The following is a 19,451-nucleotide window of genomic DNA, read 5'->3' as shown; positions in this document are numbered from 1 at the left end:
TCTATTTAGCTAATTCAAAACTAGAAATAGTATGAAAGGAATCTATCTCAGTATTCTTCTCCCCTTTAAAAGTATCGTAGTTTACAACCAATAATTTTCCTTTATAAATTATCGTTTCACAAGGATTATCTAATTGTCCGTCAGAACCATCAGCATTGCCATTTTCCCAAATTAAATGAATTGTATTCGTATTTAAATCTAACTGATGAACGCTATTATAGTCATAACTGGCAATAAAAATAGAATTCCTTTTCTCATCGTAAAAAAAGCCATCACAACATTTTAATTTATCCGAGTCAAAAACTACTTTCTTAGATTTTAGCTTACCATCTTTTGTTAATTCCAGTTTTGTAATCACTCCATCTCCAAAATTTCCTGCATATAAATTTCCTTTTTTATCAAAAGCAATACCATCAATTCCAATAGTTCTTTTTGTTACTTCAGGCTTAAGAGTAAATGTTGTTACTAAATAATTTGGTTTCGTATTCTTATCCAAAATTATTTTGCCTTTATTTAATTCCTCCAATGAAAAAGTATAAATCCCACTTTCTCGTCTATTCTCAAAAAGAGCATCTGTTATATAAACTCGATTTTTATACCACCTTACAGCTTCGCCAAAGTTGAAACCTTCTGCCAAAACCTCAGCATATTTAGGTTTACCATTCTCGACTACAACTCTTATCAATCTGGAAAAATTTTCGTTATCCGTAAAAAACTGATTATCCATTAAATACAGATTTCCGTCAGGGCCAAATTCCATTCCCATAGGATGTACTTTCTTCGTTATGGGATGTATGGGTAATTTATCAAACCAAGTTACGGGTTTATCATTTTCATCAAATGTTAGAATCTTACTTCCGTGCTTTTCAAACGTAACTGGATTAGTGATTGACAAATAAAAATTCCCTTTTTTGTCCAAAGCCATTCCGTCGGGAGTTTGGCAAGTTTCGCCTAAATCGGCAAACAAAGTTGGTTTAATTGTTTTTGAAACTTCACTATAAGTAATTTCTTGTTTGCTCTCTTGCGAAAATAAATTTACGGTATTCATGAAAATCAGAATACCAATTACGCTTTTAATCGTTGTCTTCATTTTGTTTAGGTTTAATTATTTTTTGATCGTTTAATACAGAATACTTTTTAGTTCATTTACTAAAAATAATGCGAATAGAAGAATCAGTTTTATCATGATTTATATATTTAAAGCGAATATAGCTTTAGAGTCAATTCCCTATTTTATGCGCAATCAAAAACACAACTTTAGCATTCAAATGATCTATTTAAAAAGAATAATGCATTCGTATGCCCAAGTGCTATTTTCAGGAGCAAAAAGTCTTTATTTAACCCTACGAACAAAGCATACTTCGATATTTTATTATCTTGTCCCTCTTAAACCATTATAATGAGTTTTTTAAAAAACATCGACCTAAAAAGAATTCTATTTCATTGTATCTATTGGATTTCCTTTTTGTTATTATACATCTCTGGCAAGTCTAATGATACTAGTTCTTACGACTTTACTTTTGTTTATACCTGGAAAGTTATTGCTCAGGCAATCGCCGCTTACGGATTAATTTATTGGATAATTCCTCAAACTCTGAACAAAAAAAAATACTTGCTTTTTATATTTTCAGCTTTGGGCTGGCTTTATCTTGTTTTTGCTTTTCTAATGATTTTTAAATACTATTATCTAGAACCTAAATTTCCTGGTTTCTTTGATGATTGGCTTGGGCACAAAATGTCTGTTCCCGAAAGATTAACTTCATTTAAATTAATATTCAGAGAGTTTTCTTTTATCACTTATCCAATTATTATATTGGGTTTTATCAGCTTTAATCGCAAGCAGCAACGTCTTTTAAAACTGGAAGAAGAGAAAAAATCGATGGAATTAAAAGTATTGAAGAATCAATTAAATCCTCATTTTCTCTTTAATACGCTGAATAATTTATACACATTAACTCTTAAAAAAGACAACAAAGCACCCGAAGTAATTGCGAAACTATCCGAAATTCTGGACTTTGTATTATACCGCTGCAATGAAGATTATGTTTCTATCGAAAAAGAAATTGCCTTAATTGAGAATTACATTGCTTTAGAAAAACTTCGCTATAGCGAAAACAGATTAGATATTTCGTTTACCAAAGACATTCAGGAAAGCAACAAAATTTCACCTCTTATTATATTGACTTTTATAGAAAATGCTTTTAAACACGGCGTAATTAACGAAACCAAAAAAGCTACTATCAAACTAAATTTAGAGAGCAAAAAAGGACAAATCATTTTTGGCATTGAGAATACAAAACCTCAAAATGGCATTTTAACAATTTCGGATAAATCAAAAATTGGATTAGAAAATGTCCGAAAACAATTAGATTTATTATATCCAAAAAAACATCAATTAGAAATGGAACAAACGCAAACCCTTTATAAGGTTCAACTTTCTCTTTATCTATAAATTCCAAGAATCAATTTATCTTTTCAAACTAATCATTTCAAATTTCATGAAAAAACGTCTCTTAATTAATCTTTTATCTATTTTCTGCTTTATTTCTGCAAATAGCCAATCTAAAACAATTGATACTTTGGTCGATGTTGGTAACCACAAGATCCATTTTAAAATTGTAAAAGGAAAAGGAACGCCTATCCTTTTTGATGCTGGTGGTGGGAATGATGGCTCGGTTTGGAATTCGATTTTAAAACCAATTTCCGAGATTACAAACGCTACTTTAATAACTTATGACAGAGCTGGTTTTGGTACAAGTACAATTGATACTTTACAAACCGATGATTCCAAACACGGAATCATAAGTAATATTGAAGATTTAGAAATTGGCTTAAAAAAACTGGGATACGATAAAGAAATCATATTGGTTTCACATTCTTACGGAGGTTATCTATCAACCCTCTATGCTACCAGACATCCTAAACTCGTAAAAGGGGCTGTATTAATTGATGTCAACCATAGCTATTTTGAAGATGGTTACATTGAAAAAGTTCTTGCTACACAGGATAAACTCATCCCACAATGGAAAAAAAACAATAAAGGCATTTATTATATGTCGGCAACTATTGCCGAAACTGTAAAAATAATGAGTAAGTTGTCTATTCCTCAAAACATTCCCGTAGTTGATTTTATTAACGGAATACCTTTCTATAAAACACCAGAAGAAATCGAACGCTGGAAAGAATGTCACAAAAAATATGTAGCAAATAATCCTAATGTTATAGGTATAACTGCTTATGGTTGCGGTCATGCTATTTGGATGGACAATCCGCCATTGGTAATTACCACAATTGCCAAAATGTATGCAAATGGCTCTAAACAAAAAACTGAAATCCAAGAACGCGCTTTACAATACACAATTCAAGCTTTTAACGAGGATAAAAAAGAGCAATTGGCATACAATAATTCCGAAGACGATTTAAACAATTGGGGATATGAATTATTACGCAAAAATGAAAATGAAAAGGCAGCCGAAGTTTTTAAGTTAAATATGCTTTTAAATCCAAAAAGTGCAAATACATATGATAGTTATGGTGAGGCTTTACTAAAAATCAATAAAAAGGACGAAGCTATTGCAATGTATAAAAAATCTATAGAACTAAATCCTGAGAATAAAAATGCGATAGAAGTTTTAGAACGTATAGCAAAAGAAACCGCAAAATAACTAGATTAGATTGCAAACAAACCTCAAAAAGATTAAAATTGCATCTATTAAATATAAAATTTTCAAATGAAATATAAATGCATTATCGTCGACGACGAACCATTGGCTAGAGAGTTAATTGCATCTCATCTAGGTAATTTTGACAATTTTGAACTAGTTGATTCATTTGAAAATGCATTAAAAGCATATACTTTTTTAGAAACAAATACAGTCGATTTACTATTTCTGGATATCGAAATGCCTTTATTAAAAGGAAATGATTTTTTAAAAAAATTAAAGAATCCTCCTAAGGTAATTTTCACAACCGCTTATCGCGAATATGCTATCGAAGGATATGAACTCAATGTTATAGATTACCTTTTAAAACCAATTACGTTTGATCGTTTTTTTGTTTCGATAGAAAAATTCAAACAATTACAAACACACAAAAAAGAAGAAAAAGCAGTAGCCGAAAATCATATTTTTGTATCAAGCGGGAATAGAAATATCAAAATAATTTTTGAAGAAATCTTATACATCGAAAGTCTAAAAGATTATATCACTATACATTTAGAAAACGGAAAATCGCATCATCTTAAACAGAACATTTCAGCTTTCGAGAAATTATTAGATTCAAATTTTGTTAGGGTTCATCGCTCTTTTATCATTCAGACAAAAAAACTGACTGCTTATTCTAAAAACGAAGTCGAAATAAACGCAATCGAAATCCCAATAGGTAGTAGTTATAAAGAAAACTGGCTAACGTATTTAAAAACTATCAAATAGTAAAACCCCACAAACTTCAGATGATTCTGAATCTTGTGGGATTTATTTTTTATGAAGTAAACTAAAATTTATTTTCTACTTCTGCAGCTTGTAACATCAAATAATGTAAATCGGTATTTTTTACAAAAGGCTTTAAAAGTTCACTTCCAGGACCGAACATTGCCAGCTCTACATAATCGGCAGAGTGATCCATACTAATCCAACCTACAGAATTTATTTTTCCTTGCATTTCAGCAAAAGCTTTATAAGGTAACTTCTTGTAGTTGTACAATCCGTCTTCCTTATGCAAACCATCATAATAACTCAAAACCGTTTTGGCATCTTCATCCGAAACTGAATGTCCATTAGCTTTTTCGATAATTTCCTTTACTTGAGCAACCGAAGAATCAGGTTTTATCTGATTTAAAACCCACTCGTTAGTCTGTGTATATTTCTGGATGCTATCAAAATTCTCATTAGCGTATTTACCATAAATAATCCCAGGATTTGCGTTACCGTGGTCAGTTGTAATTATCACTAAAGTTTCTTTGTCTTTCTCGGCAAAATCTATGGCAATTTTTACTGCTTCGTCAAACTCAATTTGGTCATTAATTAAACCTGCAATATCATTTCCGTGTGCAGCCCAATCCACTTTTCCGCTTTCTATTTGTAAAACAAAACCGTTTTTATGACCTTTCATTCTATCAATAGCTTTCTGAGCCATCTCACCAAGACTTGGAACTGTTTGTTTTAAATTATCATCGCTATTTCTATCTACATAATAAGGAAGACCATCTTCTGCAAACACACCTAAAATAGGTTGAGAATTAGAAGCTGCATCCATCTCAGAACGCGTTTTTACCACCTGATATCCTTTTGCTTTAAAAGCAGCATACATATCCTTTTTATCTTTTCTTACCCCAGAGTTAAAATAGTTTGAACCTCCACCCATCATAACATCAAAACCAAGATCTAGATATTGTTCGGCAATATCATCCTGAGCATTTCGGCTTTTACTATTTACACAAAACCCAGCAGGAGTTGCATGAGTAATAGGAACAGTAGTTACACAACCAGCCATCTTACCCGATTTCTTGAACTTTTGCCAAATAGGTAAATGTGGTTCCCCTTGAGGACTTACATTAAGCACCCCATTATTTACTCTGAAACCACCGCCCCAGGAAGAACTTGCGGCCGACGAATCGGTTACTATAGAACTAGCCGAAGCCGTATCCATCAAGGCTCTCGAAACCCGATTGTCTTTATATAACTGAATCCAATTAGAACCTTTTCCTGTTTTTCTGTTCAGGAACAAATCAGTCATATTTAGAGTTCCTGTGCTCATTCCGTCGCTAACTAAAAGAATAATATTTTTAGCTTTCTTATTTTTGTTAACCGATTCTAAATCTAAAATATTTGCAGAACCCTGAAAAGGATTCATTACAGCAGCTCCAATTGTAAATAAAGAGCCATTTCTAAAAAACTTCCTTCTATCCATCATTACTTTGTTTTTGTAAGTATTTCAAAGATAAAAAAATACACTTAGTAACAAAATTATCTTTCTGTTATGATACTATCGATTTAAACAATTTTGAACACTAATTTCACTAATTGTCACTAATTTGTTTGTGAAATTAATTCCACAAACAACGTTAATCTCATTAAAATTTGAGCAAATTCGTGACTCGAGACTGAAAGTCGAACAGACGAGGTAAATTCTTATTTCTTTCTTGTATTCACATCCAGCCAATAGAACAACAAACCATACCAATCTAAAAAGTAAAAACCCCATCTAATCCAGACAGGGTTTTATAAATTGTATTCGATATGTTTTAAACTGTAAACTTCAAAGGAAGATGAACCACTTTTTTAGTTTCAAAAAATTCATCATCAAATATTTCTGCTAAATCATACAACGTAGCTTTAGGGAAATCTTTTAGTTCCTCTGCTAAATCTCCTCCTTTAAGATATAGGATTCCGTTTCTTAGAGTATGCTTGTGTTGTTTCTTAATTTTTTCTTTCACCCACGAAACAAAATCCGGCATATTGGTTACGGCACGACTTACAATAAAATCAAAATCTCCTTTAACCAATTCAGCACGCTTTTGTTCAGCCTTCACATTCTTTAATTCTAATGCATCAACAACACCTTGAACCACTTTTATTTTTTTGGCAATTACATCAATTAAATAAAATCGTGTTTCAGGAAAAAGAATCGCTAGCGGAATTCCAGGAAAACCACCTCCAGTTCCAACATCTAAAACTGTTGCTCCAGGTTCAAATTTCATGATTTTTGCAATCCCTAATGAATGTAAAATATGTTTTGTATATAAGGAATCAATGTCTTTTCTAGAAATTACATTGATTTTTTCATTCCAATCGTGGTATAAAAAGTCTAATTTTTGAAATTGTTCGATTTGAAGATCGGTCAAATCAGGAAAATATTTCAATATCTCGTCCATTGCTTTAAATTTTTAACAAAAGTACTACTTTACGATTGAAATATTTAACTCAATTTTGCAAATTGAAAATTTATAATAATTACCTTTGAAAACTATTTAAATTAATTATGAATAAGACTGCTCCTATATTTGCAAAGCAAGACAATCTGAAGTTTTTCAGAACACTTAACTCTCGAGTAAACAATTACTTCAAAGAGAATAATATTCAGAAAACCGGAAACTGGAAGTTACACTTAAAAGCCGTTATTCTTTTTGCTGTTTTTTTAACACCATATTTTTTAATCCTTACACTTAATATGCCTTTTTGGGTAATGTTACTTTTATCAATCGTAATTGGTATCGGGATGGCAGGTGTTGGAATGAACGTAATGCACGATGGAAATCATGGTTCTTATTCGACCAAAAACTGGATTAACAAATTCATGGGAGGAACTATTTATGTTCTTGCAGGAAACGTTTACAACTGGCAAGTACAACATAATGTTTTACACCATACTTATACTAATATTCCTGGACATGATGAAGATCTGGATGCAGGAAGAATTATTCGTTTTACAAAGCATGCAGAATGGCATAGTTTTCACCGTTTTCAGCATTATTATTCTGTATTCTTATATGGTTTATTGACATTTAATTGGGCAATTACAACCGATTTTAAGCAAATGCGAAACTACCTAAAAAGAAAATTATCTTATGGTGAGCCAAAAAGCCCAAAGATTCTTTGGACGACATTAATTATAACAAAAGTTATTTATGTTTCAATCTGGATTGTTTTACCAATCGTAATTGGGATTACATGGTGGAAAGTACTAATCGGATTCTTCGTAATGCACTATACAGCCGGATTAATCCTAAGTGTTGTATTTCAGTTAGCACACGTTGTTGAAGAAACTACAAACCCATCTCCAAACGAATTAGGTGAAATGGACAATACGTGGGCTATTCACCAATTATTTACTACAACCAATTTTGCTCCAAAAAGCGCAATTGTAAACTGGTACACTGGAGGATTAAATCACCAAATCGAACACCATATTTTCCCAAATATAAGTCACATTCATTATGGTAAAATTGCAAAAATCGTGAAAGAAACTGCAAAAGAATGCGATTTACCATATTACGAATACAAAACAATGGGAAGTGCTATTATTGCTCACTTCAAACATTTACGTGAATTAGGGATGAAACCTGGACTATCAGTTTAAACTAAAAAAAATCTATTAATAATTAACCATCCTTAATTAAAGTTGAAATTAAGGACATTCAAAAATTTTATAATGAACCATATTCTTTCAGACAGAATCAACAACCTTGCGACATCACAAACTCTAGCAATGGCAGCTTTGGCACGCGAACTAAAAGCACAAGGAAAAGACATTATCAGTTTAAGTTTAGGTGAACCTGATTTTAACACGCCAGACTTTATTAAAGAAGCAGTTAAAAAAGCAGTCGACGAAAATTACAGTACATATTCTCCAGTAGAAGGTTATTTAGAATTGAGAGAAGCAATTTGCAGAAAATTCAAAAGAGATAACGGATTAGACTACAAACCAACTCAAATTGTAGTTTCTACAGGAGCAAAACAATCATTATACAACATTGCACAAGTAATGTTAAACGAAGGTGACGAGGTTATTTTACCAGCACCATACTGGGTTTCTTATTTCGAAATCGTAAAACTTTCAGGAGGAGTTCCAGTAGAAGTTCCAACATCTGTAGATACAGATTTCAAGATTACACCAGCACAATTAGAAGCTGCAATTACACCAAAAACAAAAATGATGTGGTTCAGTTCTCCTTGTAACCCTTCAGGTTCAGTTTACAGCAGAGAAGAGTTAACTGCACTTGCAAAAGTGTTAGAAAAACATCCAAATATATACGTAGTTGCCGACGAGATTTATGAGCACATTAATTTCTCAGGAACATTCTGCAGTATCGGTTCAATCCCGGGAATGTTAGAAAAAACAATCACTGTAAACGGAGTTGCAAAAGCATTTGCTATGACAGGATACAGAGTTGGTTATATTGGAGCTCCAGAATTCATCGCAAAAGCATGTACAAAAATTCAAGGACAAGTAACATCTGGAGCAAATTCTGTGGCACAACGCGCTACAATTACGGCTGTAGATGCTGACCCAAGTGTATTAAACCACATGGTAAAGGCTTTCCACACACGTAGAGATTTAGTAGTTGGATTATTAAAAGAAATTCCAGGAGTAAAAATCAACGTTCCAGAAGGAGCATTTTACGTATTCCCTGACGTATCTTCTTTCTTCGGAAAAACATTAAAAGGAACACACATCAAAGATGCTAATGATTTATCAATGTATCTTCTTGGCGAAGCAAATGTTGCAACAGTAACAGGAGATGCATTCGGAAACCCAAATTGTATCCGTTTCTCTTACGCAACAAGCGACGATATCCTAGAAGAAGCATTACGCAGAATCAAAGAAGCTTTGGCTGCATAACAACATAAAATAAGTTTATTAAAACGGCTTAAGGTTTAAAGTTTCATCACTTTATACTTTAAGCTGTTTTTTTATGGGGTTTCCTCCGGTCGGGCTATCCGACTATATCTTTTATTTTTTAAAGAAAAAATAAAAGGATATCGCTCCTATCCCTAACCCAAAAACTAATCACTATCAACTTTACTAATAAACAACAGATTGCAAGCACAAATAACATATTGTAAACATAACCAACGGTTTCAACCGTTGGTGCACAATGTATTATCGCAATCCGCATCACACGGTTGAAACCGTGAGCTATAATTAAAACAGGATAGAATTTAAAAAATGAAAAACATAATGAACTTTGTTTTCTATTACTACTCATGTTTGCATGCTGATATTAAATACACGAAACCAATTTCCTTACACCCTTGTATTATTACTCACCAAACAAACATTACTTTTTAGATTATATTATTAGTATTTTTAGCCCGCAAATAAAAACCGTTTTATAGCATTTAAACGAATATGAGATTCCTATAAAACAACAATATGAAGAATATAATCTTTATTATAAAACATTACAAACCAAATAACCACCTAATTATGAATTCTGTATTTCGGAAAATCTTTATCATTATTATTTTTACAATATTTTCATCAAATCTGGCAAAAGCCCAAACAGAAGGAAATTTTATCAAAGTCTCAATAGGCTATGGATCTAGCACTTCAAATTATGAAGAAGAAAATCCCGAAATCATCGATGGTTCTGGTTTTTTTGCCCAAGGAGAATATATAATAGGAGTTACCAAATGGTTTAGCGTAAGACCTTATGCTGGCGTTATTTTTACCTCAACTAGCGAAGATGCCGTTAAAAACCCACAAGGCTACAAAGTAGAAACTAATGCATTTTTACTAGGAGCAAAAGTTCGTCTTTGCGCACCAATTCCTTGGGTTGCACCATTTATAGAAACTGGTATTGGCGCTTCTATCGGTTCATTTGAAACCTACACTAATCAAGTCAATGAGAAAAAAAGCGGTGTAGTTCCACATATTCCAATTAGCTTAGGACTTGCATTGGGCCCAAAAAACAACATAGAAATTGGAGTTACCTTTTACGGAAATCTATCAGGTGAACAAGGTTTCGGTGCATTTACGGCAGGATATACTTTTCCCGTGAATTGGTAATGCAAAAAGAACACTCATTTCAATTGATTTGGAGATAATTCAAAACTCAATCTCCTCAAATCAATAAAAATATTTTCAAAAATAAAAACTACTTAGTTAATAAACCGAGTAGTTTTTTTATTTTATATAAGTTGAAAAACGATATTTTTATATCCGAAAACCAAAGCAAGACAAACATTAAATATTTTACAAATGAAAAAAGTAATTCTAGATTTAGCCGTAACCCTAGATGGCTTTATTGAAGGTCCAAACGGAGAAGTTGATTGGTGCATCATGGATGATGATATGGATTTTGATGGTTTTTTATCAACCATAGATACTATTTTTTACGGTAGAGTAAGTTATGATATGTGGGGAAATTATCAGCCAGAAACAAACGCCAGTTCAGCAGAACAAAAACTATGGCAAGCAGTACATTCAAAAAAGAAATTTGTTTTTTCAAGTCAGAATATACATGATGACAGAGCCACTTTCATAAATACTGATATCATTAATAAGGTAACCGAAATAAAAAAACATGGCGAAAAAGATATATGGCTGTATGGTGGAGCAAGTCTTATTAAAACATTTATCCAATTAGGTCTTGTTGATACATACCGAATATCAGTCCATCCAATAGCTTTAGGAAGCGGAAAACCATTGTTTGAAGACTTAAAAGAACGAGTAGAGCTAAAACTTATTAAAACCAATACTTTCAAATCTGGGGTAGTACAACTTACATATGAATCAAATAAATAAATTCAAAACCTTAAATATCATCATTCCATATTAGTTAACTATTTAAAAAAAAGTCACTTCAGTATTAGTAAACTCAAATAATTTATAAGAACTTTGCAAACTTTTTTAGGCGAAAGCCAAAAAGCATAAAGTTTTAGAAATAAATAATTTATCATCAACTCGATGAAGAAAAAAATCGAAATATTAGCTCCTGCTAAAGATTTAATTGGAGGAATGGCAGCTATAAATAGTGGAGCCGATGCAGTTTATATTGGTGCACCACAATTTGGAGCACGTTCTAATGCCAACAATTCTCTTGAAGATGTGGCTGCATTAGTAAAATATGCTCACTTATTTAATGCTCAGGTTTTTGTGGTAATGAATACCATTTTGTACGACAACGAACTTGAAACGTGTCGTCAAATGATTTATGAATTATACGATATTGGTGTAGATGCACTAATTATTCAGGATATGGCTATCATGGAGATGGAGTTACCTCCTATTGTACTTCATGCCAGCACACAAGCTAATAATCGTGATGCTGATAAAATTAAGTTCCTAAAAGATGCCGGAATAAAACGTGTGGTTTTAGCCCGTGAATTGAATTTGCATCAAATTAAAACAATATACGACGAGGCTGATGTAGAATTAGAGTTTTTCGTAACCGGAGCTTTATGTGTTTCTTTCAGTGGAAACTGTTATATGAGTGTGGCAAACGGAGAACGCAGCGCCAATCGTGGTTCTTGCGCTCAAAACTGTCGTTTACCTTATAACTTGATTGACGGAAACGGAGAAACTTTAATCAAAAACAGTCACTTACTATCGATTAAAGATTTAGATATTTCAGACCAAATCCCTAATTTAATTGAAGCCGGAATCGTTTCTTTTAAAATCGAAGGAAGATTAAAAGATGTTGTTTACGTAAAAAACAACGTGTCCTTTTTACGTCAAAAGCTGGATAGTTTCTTAGAAGGCGAAGGAAGCGACAAATACATGAAAGCTTCTTCTGGAAAATGTACATATACTTTTGATTCTTCTTTAAACAGAACTTTCAATCGTGGATATACCGACTATTTTGTAAACGACAGAAATCATAGTATTGGATCTTGGGAAAGCCCAAAATCAAAAGGACAATATATTGGTAAATTAATCCGAACTGTTGGAAATGCTTACGAAATCGAAAACGGCGAATTACTAAACAACGGTGACGGACTTTGCTTCATCAACGAAAATAACGAAGCCGACGGAATCTATGTAAACAAAGCCGAAAACGGTAAAATTTATCCAAACGTTTTAAAAGAAGTAAAAGACGGAACTTTTATCTACCGTAATAACGATGCAGCTTTCATCAAAATTGTAGAAAGAGAAGATAGTGCCGTACGTAAACTAAGCACCACTTTACTACTTACAGAAAACGAAACAGGTTTTGAGTTAATAGCAACCGACGAAGACGGAAATGTTAGTATTGTTACTTTAGAACATTCTAAAGAACAAACTAAAACTGGTGAATCAATCGAAGAAAACATCAAAACACAATTGGCAAAAACAGGATTTACACCTTATACAGCCGATGAAATTAATGTCATGTTTACTCAAAACTGGTTCCTTCCTATTTCTAAAATCAACGAAATGCGAAGAACTGTTTACGATCAGTTAACCGAAATTCGTTTGGCAAATTACAAACGTGAAGAGCACCAATTGGTAAAAACTTCACATCCGTATCCAGAAACCAAATTGGATTTCATGTACAACGTTTCGAACAAAACAGCTCGTAAATTCTACGAACGTCATGGCGTAACCGAAATCGAAAAAGCATTTGAATTACAATGGGATCCAGGAAAATCTCGTGTAATGACTACTAAATATTGTATCAAATACGAATTAAAAAAATGCCCAATACACCAAAAAGACATAATGGGTGTTAAAGTAAAAGAACCATTAGTATTAAAACAAGGTGAACTTGAATACAAACTAAAATTCAACTGTAAACCTTGCGAAATGGAAATTTGGGAAAAAGATGCCGAATTTGAAATCGAAGAAGACCATTTTCATTAAAAGCACAAAAGCGATACTTTTTTAAAATAAAGTATCGCTTTTTTTATTGCTTATTTTTTCTTGGTAGTTTTTTTAGTTGTCTTTGGTTTTGTCGTTTTCGTAGTTTTTGGCTCAACTTTTGGCTCAATTTTCGGCTCTCTTTTTTTGTTATACAAATTTACAACAACCTCAATATCATAATATTTATATTCTTTATCTTCTATTTTCTTAGCAATTTCAGAATCATCACTAAAGTAATAAACTCCATACTCTCTAAAAAAAGCATTGTATCCTGCAGAAAGAGCATTTGAACTTATAGAAACCAATACTGGATAATCTTCCTTACCTCTTTTCATGTAATGATTAACATCTTTAGAGACAACTTTCATTTTATTCTCTTTTATCTTCTCTTTAGTCTTTTCATCTTCAACCTTAACTTCTTTTATTCCGTATTCCTCACCACCTAAATATAAAGATACATTTCCATTAATTATTTTACATATCCAGCTTTCATCAATAACCTTAAACTCCGTACCCTTTTTTTTGTACACTTTTGTTTTTGTCCATACAAAAACATAAGACAGTTTTTTATTCTGGTCAAAAATCTGAATTGAATCTATGTCTTTACTTGCATATTTTTCATTTTCATCACCTACTTTAATTTTTACCTTTTTATCAGCAACCCCAGGAAATTTAACTACTCCACTAATTTTTTGTTTGTCTTTTTTAAAAACAATTGCATCAGCTTTTTGCTCTCCCATTCCCAAGTTAAATGTAATCCCACCAGACTGAGAATGTACTAATGCCGACATTAATAAAGCACTTACTATTAAGTAAAATTTTACTTTCATTATTTTAAATTATAATTATTATTTGTAAGCCGGCAAATATATAAATATAGTATCGCTTTAAAGGAAGTTCCTTATTAGTCAAACAAGAAGTTATAACCATAATTATTAACAAATAATTACTCCATAAAAGGCTTTGAATTTGGGCGTGACCACAAGGGTCGGGCTATTCGCTACAAGTCCTCGCACTTCCTGCGTCAGGCTGTGGGCTATCCGCTTCTATCCCTCACGCAAACCGTAAAACAAGAACTTTTACATTTATAATTACACTTTCATTTCCATAATCTTATCATTTCTGAAATGACAAACTGTATACTTTCTTTATCTAAAAATTAAATTTCCGATTAAATAAAAATCTGTAAAATCTGCGTGAAACCTTTGCGAACTTTGCGGTTAAATCAATACATCCTAAAAAATAAATTATAGATGCAGATTACGTAGACGCACTGCGGTGCGTCTCTACACAAATTGATTGTCAATAATTGAAACACATACAAAACATACAGATTGTAGAGACGCACCGCAGTGCGTCTACACACAGTATTACGACACAACCAACAATTAAATCAGCCGAATCTGTAAAATCTCCGCGAGAACAAATTCCATTTTTTTATCTTTACTCTCAAAACTAAACCCAAATGGCACTAAATAATAGCATAACAAAACATTCGATTATTGCTGGAATTTTTGTGTGTGCTATATTTCCGTTGCTAATCTTCTCCGAAAGCTATTTTGTTGACCTTTGTGTCAAAATATGTGATTTTGGTATTTTTTGGAATCCAATTTTCTGGGGAATTCTATTTCCATTATTCATCATTTTTCTATTTTGGAATACAGCTAAAAAAATAAGTCATTCATTAAACCAAATAACATATTTTCAAGCTTGCTCACAATTCTCATTTGCAGTAAGCATAAAAATCATAATAGCTCTTTTTATACTTTATATAATTGGACAGTTTGTTAATGGGATTTCTGTTGTATTACATTCCCAAATTTATGATCAAATTGTTTTTTCAATACTAATGATACTATTTTTATCATTTCTATTAATGATATTCACTTTTATTAGCAGTTTAGTAATTGTAAAACTTAATCAGAAAAACTCATAATTTGACCAGCAACGACATATATTACAGAAGGTGGATACGGTTAATAGGCGCCATTTCTACTTTCTTTGCTTTGATAAGTTTCTTTCCTGCTATAGGCGACATTTGTACTATTCTATACTACAACGACACTTATATCAACTACGATAAATATCAAAAGAAACATATTGTGATGGATTCTTTAGCATATTTTGCACCTGATCCTGAATCCAGAGTTGATGGTTACTCTAAAGATCTTGATAATTATAACACAATTATTTTACTCAATAAGTCCAGAAATGAAGAAAGTGTAACAGATTCAATAGGAAAAACTCATCTTTATGTATGGGATAGAAAAGGGATAGATTTTGCTTATCCGGCAAAAAAAGAAGACAAAACCCTTCCGGCAAGAAAAATCTTTTATCAAAAAGCAACAATTCCTTTCTTTTGGCTTTTCTCCATTCTAATTACTTTCATAATGCATAAAATCATAAAAAAAAGTAAACTTTTTAAAGGATTTGATCATTAGATTTTTTGAATCGGTAATGAACAAGCAAGATTTAATCAAATTGACTATTTTTGTTTAGAACATCACAAAACTCCAAAATGAAAATACTACTCCTAGGTTCAGGCGAATTAGGCAAAGAATTTACCATCGCTGCACAACGCATCGGACAAACCATAATTGCTGTAGATAGTTACGAAAATGCTCCGGCAATGCAAGTTGCACACAGCTTTGAAGTAATCAATATGCTCGATGGCGAAGCCCTTGACAAAATCGTAGCCAAACACAAACCCGATTTTATAGTTCCAGAGATAGAAGCCATTCGTACCGAGCGATTTTACGATTACGAGAAACAAGGCATTACAGTAGTTCCATCTGCGAAAGCGGCAAACTACACCATGAATCGTAAAGCCATTCGTGATTTAGCAGCCAAAGAACTAGGACTTAAAACTGCCAAATATCAATATGCGACCTCAGCTTCAGCACTACAAAAAGCGGTTCAGGAAGTAGGAATGCCATGCGTTGTAAAACCTTTAATGTCTTCTTCAGGAAAAGGGCAATCGACTATAAAAACCCAAGATGACATCCTAAAAGCTTGGGATTATGCTGTAGCAGGTTCACGCGGAGATGTTATCGAGGTAATTGTAGAAGCGTTTATAAACTTCGATTCAGAGATTACACTTTTAACAATTACTCAAAATAACAACCCAACCCTATTTTGCGCACCAATAGGCCATCGACAAGAACGTGGCGATTATCAGGAAAGTTGGCAACCCGCCAGAGTATCTGATAAAGATTTATATGAAGCCCAAGATATGGCCGAGAAAATAACCGAAGCTTTGGGAGGCGCAGGTCTTTTTGGAGTAGAATTTTTCTTAACCAACGAGGGAGTTTATTTCTCCGAACTTTCCCCTCGCCCACACGATACCGGAATGGTAACCTTAGCAGGAACACAAAACTTCAACGAGTTTGAATTGCATTTACGTGCTATTTTAAGTTTGCCAATTTTCGAAATAACCTTAGAAAAAGCTGGAGCAAGCGCAGTAATTCTAGCCTCTGGAGAATCAAACAATCCAACTTATACCGGAATCGAAAAAGTTGCTGCATTACCTAAAACTGACTTCCGTATCTTTGGGAAACCAACTTCAAGACCTTACCGCCGTATGGGAGTTGTTTTATCAAACGACATTCTGGAAACACCGATTGAAGAAGTGGTCGAAAGAGCAAAAAAAACAGCACAATTAATAACTGTAAATTTATAAAAGATGAAAAAATTAGTATTCTTAGCATTTCTATTCTTGAGCATCACAATCAATGCACAAGACAAAAAAACAACCGAAAAACCTCAAATTGTAGAAACAGCTTGTGGAGAATGTCAATTTGGGATGAAAGGAAATAGCTGTGATTTAGCTGTTCGCATAGACGGAAAATCTTATTTCGTAGATGGAACTACTATAGACGAACATGGCGATGCACATGCTAAAGATGGTTTTTGTAATACAATCCGTAAAGCAACAGTAACTGGAAAAATAGAAAACAACCGTTATAAAGTAACTACATTTACATTGGTAAAAGAAAAATAATGGAATTAATTCTAGAAAACATTGCCAAACATGTTTCACTAACCCCCGAAGAACAAGCTCATTTTTTATCCAAAACTGAAACCCGTTTCTACAAAGCCAAAACGATTTTATTAAACGCAGGAAATATTTGCAAAGAATCTTATTTTATAAACTCAGGAATCATTCGAAGTTTTAATATCAATGACAATATTGTAGAACATGTATTGAGTTTTTCTTGTCAAGGATGGTGGATAAGCGACATGTATAGCCTTATTACCCAAAAACCAGGACAACTATTTATTGAAGTTGTAGAAGATGCCGAAGTTGTAGTTCTTAGCAAAGAAAACCAAGAACAACTATATTTTGACATTCCAAAATTAGAACGTTTTTTCAGGATTTTAACCGAGAATTCATTGGTTGCCAATCAGCAACGTTTAATGGATAATCTAAGTTTATCTGCTGAAGAACGTTTTGAAAAATTCTGCGCCAAATATCCAACACTAATCCAGAAAGTACCTCAAAAACAAATTGCTTCTTTCATCGGCGTTACACCCGAATTTTTTAGCAAAATGAAAGCAAGACTTTTAAAGAAATAGTTTTTATTTTACCATTAAGACATTAAGTTTTATTAAGGTCAAAGCTTAATTTTTCTTAATATCTTAATGGTTAAAATTTTAAAATCCTCTTAATATTGAACTAGTTTTATTGAATTAAAACTGCTCCACTTCAGTAGAATGTTTCATTGCAGTAGTTGTAGATTTACCTATCGTTACTGTATTTTGTACAGCATCAAAATAAGAAGTTCCCACGAAAGCCTGGTGTTTTACAGCTCTAAATCCGCTACTTTGTAAAGCAAATTCTTTCTCCTGTAATTCAGAATATCCAGCCATTCCTCTTTCTTTATATGCTTTAGATAATTCAAACATACTTGTATTTAAAGCGTGGAATCCTGCCAATGTGATAAATTGGAATTTATATCCCATTGCAGCCAAGTCTTCTCTAAACGTTTCCATCTCAGCAACAGATAATTTAGCCGCCCAATTAAATGATGGAGAACAGTTATAAGCTAGCATTTTATCAGGAAATTGTTCACGCATAGCATCAGCAAACTTTTTAGCATATACCAAATCCGGATTACTGGTTTCCATCCAGATTAAATCAGCATAAGGCGCATAACTTAAACCTCTTGCAATTCCCTGATCAATTCCGCTATTTACATAAAAGAAACCTTCATTAGTTTTTTCGCCAGTAATAAACGGAGCATCTCTAGGATCTACATCGCTCGTTAATAAATTAGCTGCATCAGCATCTGTTCTTGCAACAATAAGAGTTGGCGTTCCCATAACATCTGCTGCTAATCTTGCTGCTACCAGTTTATTAATAGCTTCCTGAGTTGGTACTAAAACTTTCCCTCCAAGATGTCCACACTTTTTTGCAGAACTCAATTGATCTTCAAAATGAACTCCAGAAGCTCCAGACTCAATCATAGATTTCATTAGTTCGAATGCATTTAAGTTTCCTCCAAAACCAGCTTCAGCATCAGCAACAATAGGTACTAAATAATCTTTTTTATCCTGAACCCCATTAACAACCTGAATTTGATCAGCTCTTAATAAAGCATTATTTATTTTCTTAACCACCATAGGCACACTATTTACAGGATAAAGAGATTGATCAGGATACATTTCGCCAGCCAAATTAGCATCTGCAGCGACTTGCCATCCACTCAAATAAATAGCTTCTAAACCTGCATCAACTTCTTGTATCGCCTGATTACCGGTTAAAGCACCTAATCCTGCTACAAAATCCTGACTTTTAAGTTTTCTCCATAATTTTTGAGCGCCCATTTTGGCAATAGAATGTTCTATTTCGTAAGACCCTTGTAAAGTAACTACTTCAGTTGCTGTGTAAGGTCTCTCTACTCCTGCCCATCTTGGGTTTGTTAACCAATCGTTGATCAATTCCTGAATTCTGTCTTCTGTTGTTTTCATAGTATAGTTATTTGGGTTGTTAGTAAGCAAAAAAGTTTGCAGTTGCAGTTTGCAGTTTTCTACTGAGTCTCAAAAAAGTTTTTTTTATTGCTACTCTGATTTTTTTTTAAATCCATAGATTTTAAATTAAAAATCTGCGTTACCTGCTAAATCTGCGTGAAAAAATATTTTTAATTTTTAATTCTCAATTTTTAATT

At 32.8% G+C, this 19,451-nt stretch carries 17 protein-coding genes; 12 read left to right on the top strand and 5 right to left on the bottom strand.

Annotated elements, in window-relative coordinates; all coding sequences use genetic code 11:
* Position 1: 1 nt before the first annotated feature.
* On the bottom strand, positions 2 to 1,090 hold the full coding sequence (locus B8T70_RS00090; RefSeq protein WP_086893509.1) for a hypothetical protein: 1,089 nt from the start codon (positions 1,088 to 1,090) through the stop codon (positions 2 to 4).
* A gap of 309 nt (positions 1,091 to 1,399) precedes the next feature.
* Between B8T70_RS00090 and B8T70_RS00085 the strand changes: the two genes are divergently transcribed.
* The 3 genes from B8T70_RS00085 to B8T70_RS00075 all read left to right on the top strand — a co-directional run bounded on the left by B8T70_RS00085 (position 1,400) and on the right by B8T70_RS00075 (position 4,430).
* Positions 1,400 to 2,452, top strand: coding sequence for a sensor histidine kinase (locus B8T70_RS00085; RefSeq protein ID WP_086893508.1), 1,053 nt, complete (start codon positions 1,400 to 1,402; stop codon positions 2,450 to 2,452).
* Positions 2,453 to 2,498: 46 nt separating this feature from the next.
* The gene (locus tag B8T70_RS00080) at positions 2,499 to 3,665 is read left to right on the top strand and encodes an alpha/beta fold hydrolase (protein ID WP_086893507.1); all 1,167 of its coding nucleotides are present in this window, start codon (positions 2,499 to 2,501) and stop codon (positions 3,663 to 3,665) included.
* 66 nt (positions 3,666 to 3,731) lie between these two features.
* Entirely contained in the window at positions 3,732 to 4,430 is a 699-nt protein-coding gene (locus tag B8T70_RS00075) for a LytTR family DNA-binding domain-containing protein (protein WP_039118488.1), read from the top strand.
* Between the two features lie 61 nt (positions 4,431 to 4,491).
* On the opposite strand, the gene B8T70_RS00070 is transcribed toward B8T70_RS00075, so the two are convergent.
* On the bottom strand, positions 4,492 to 5,907 hold the full coding sequence (locus B8T70_RS00070) for an alkaline phosphatase (RefSeq protein WP_039118489.1): 1,416 nt from the start codon (positions 5,905 to 5,907) through the stop codon (positions 4,492 to 4,494).
* Positions 5,908 to 6,241: 334 nt separating this feature from the next.
* Positions 6,242 to 6,871: a 16S rRNA (guanine(527)-N(7))-methyltransferase RsmG gene (gene rsmG, locus B8T70_RS00065; protein WP_086893506.1), complete on the bottom strand. Its 630-nt coding sequence runs from the start codon at positions 6,869 to 6,871 to the stop codon at positions 6,242 to 6,244.
* A 107-nt stretch (positions 6,872 to 6,978) separates the two neighbouring features.
* On the opposite strand from rsmG, the gene B8T70_RS00060 reads away from it, so the two are divergent.
* The 5 genes from B8T70_RS00060 (at position 6,979) to B8T70_RS00040 (ending at position 13,284) form a co-directional block, all read left to right on the top strand.
* A complete protein-coding gene (locus B8T70_RS00060; RefSeq protein WP_086893505.1) occupies positions 6,979 to 8,076 on the top strand; it encodes an acyl-CoA desaturase in 1,098 nt (365 codons plus the stop codon).
* Between the two features lie 72 nt (positions 8,077 to 8,148).
* Positions 8,149 to 9,339, top strand: a complete 1,191-nt coding sequence (locus B8T70_RS00055; RefSeq protein WP_086893504.1) for a pyridoxal phosphate-dependent aminotransferase — start codon at positions 8,149 to 8,151, stop codon at positions 9,337 to 9,339.
* A 534-nt stretch (positions 9,340 to 9,873) separates the two neighbouring features.
* Positions 9,874 to 10,509 (top strand): porin family protein, encoded by a 636-nt coding sequence (locus tag B8T70_RS00050; protein ID WP_242667407.1) that lies wholly within the window; start codon positions 9,874 to 9,876, stop codon positions 10,507 to 10,509.
* A 192-nt stretch (positions 10,510 to 10,701) separates the two neighbouring features.
* On the top strand, positions 10,702 to 11,247 hold the full coding sequence (locus B8T70_RS00045) for a dihydrofolate reductase family protein (RefSeq protein ID WP_086893502.1): 546 nt from the start codon (positions 10,702 to 10,704) through the stop codon (positions 11,245 to 11,247).
* A gap of 162 nt (positions 11,248 to 11,409) precedes the next feature.
* Positions 11,410 to 13,284, top strand: coding sequence for a U32 family peptidase (locus B8T70_RS00040; protein ID WP_086893501.1), 1,875 nt, complete (start codon positions 11,410 to 11,412; stop codon positions 13,282 to 13,284).
* A 50-nt stretch (positions 13,285 to 13,334) separates the two neighbouring features.
* Here B8T70_RS00040 and B8T70_RS00035 read toward each other — a convergent pair whose 3' ends face one another.
* Entirely contained in the window at positions 13,335 to 14,114 is a 780-nt protein-coding gene (locus B8T70_RS00035) for a hypothetical protein (RefSeq protein WP_086893500.1), read from the bottom strand.
* Between the two features lie 1,107 nt (positions 14,115 to 15,221).
* Here B8T70_RS00035 and B8T70_RS00025 point away from each other — a divergent pair.
* The 4 genes from B8T70_RS00025 to B8T70_RS00010 are packed head-to-tail and all read left to right on the top strand — an operon-like array spanning position 15,222 to position 17,859.
* A complete protein-coding gene (locus tag B8T70_RS00025) occupies positions 15,222 to 15,725 on the top strand; it encodes a hypothetical protein (RefSeq protein ID WP_123912047.1) in 504 nt (167 codons plus the stop codon).
* 50 nt (positions 15,726 to 15,775) lie between these two features.
* Positions 15,776 to 16,963 (top strand): formate-dependent phosphoribosylglycinamide formyltransferase, encoded by a 1,188-nt coding sequence (purT, locus tag B8T70_RS00020; protein WP_369827320.1) that lies wholly within the window; start codon positions 15,776 to 15,778, stop codon positions 16,961 to 16,963.
* Positions 16,964 to 16,966: 3 nt separating this feature from the next.
* Complete coding sequence (locus B8T70_RS00015; RefSeq protein ID WP_086893496.1) at positions 16,967 to 17,284, top strand: DUF6370 family protein; 318 nt, start codon at positions 16,967 to 16,969, stop codon at positions 17,282 to 17,284.
* Positions 17,284 to 17,859 carry a Crp/Fnr family transcriptional regulator gene (locus B8T70_RS00010; protein WP_086893495.1) on the top strand — a complete coding sequence of 192 codons (576 nt, stop codon included), beginning with the start codon at positions 17,284 to 17,286 and terminating at the stop codon, positions 17,857 to 17,859. Before B8T70_RS00015 ends, B8T70_RS00010 begins: the two co-directional genes overlap by 1 nt.
* A gap of 114 nt (positions 17,860 to 17,973) precedes the next feature.
* Here the strand turns inward: B8T70_RS00010 and aceA are convergent, their stop codons facing one another.
* Positions 17,974 to 19,254 (bottom strand): isocitrate lyase, encoded by a 1,281-nt coding sequence (gene aceA, locus B8T70_RS00005; RefSeq protein WP_039114763.1) that lies wholly within the window; start codon positions 19,252 to 19,254, stop codon positions 17,974 to 17,976.
* Positions 19,255 to 19,451: the final 197 nt, after the last annotated feature.

The organism is Flavobacterium sp. AJR, from assembly GCF_002156885.1.
In the GTDB taxonomy this organism is placed as follows: domain Bacteria; phylum Bacteroidota; class Bacteroidia; order Flavobacteriales; family Flavobacteriaceae; genus Flavobacterium.
Note: the sequence above shows the minus strand (reverse complement) of the source record. Positions and strands in the feature narration are given on the sequence as shown.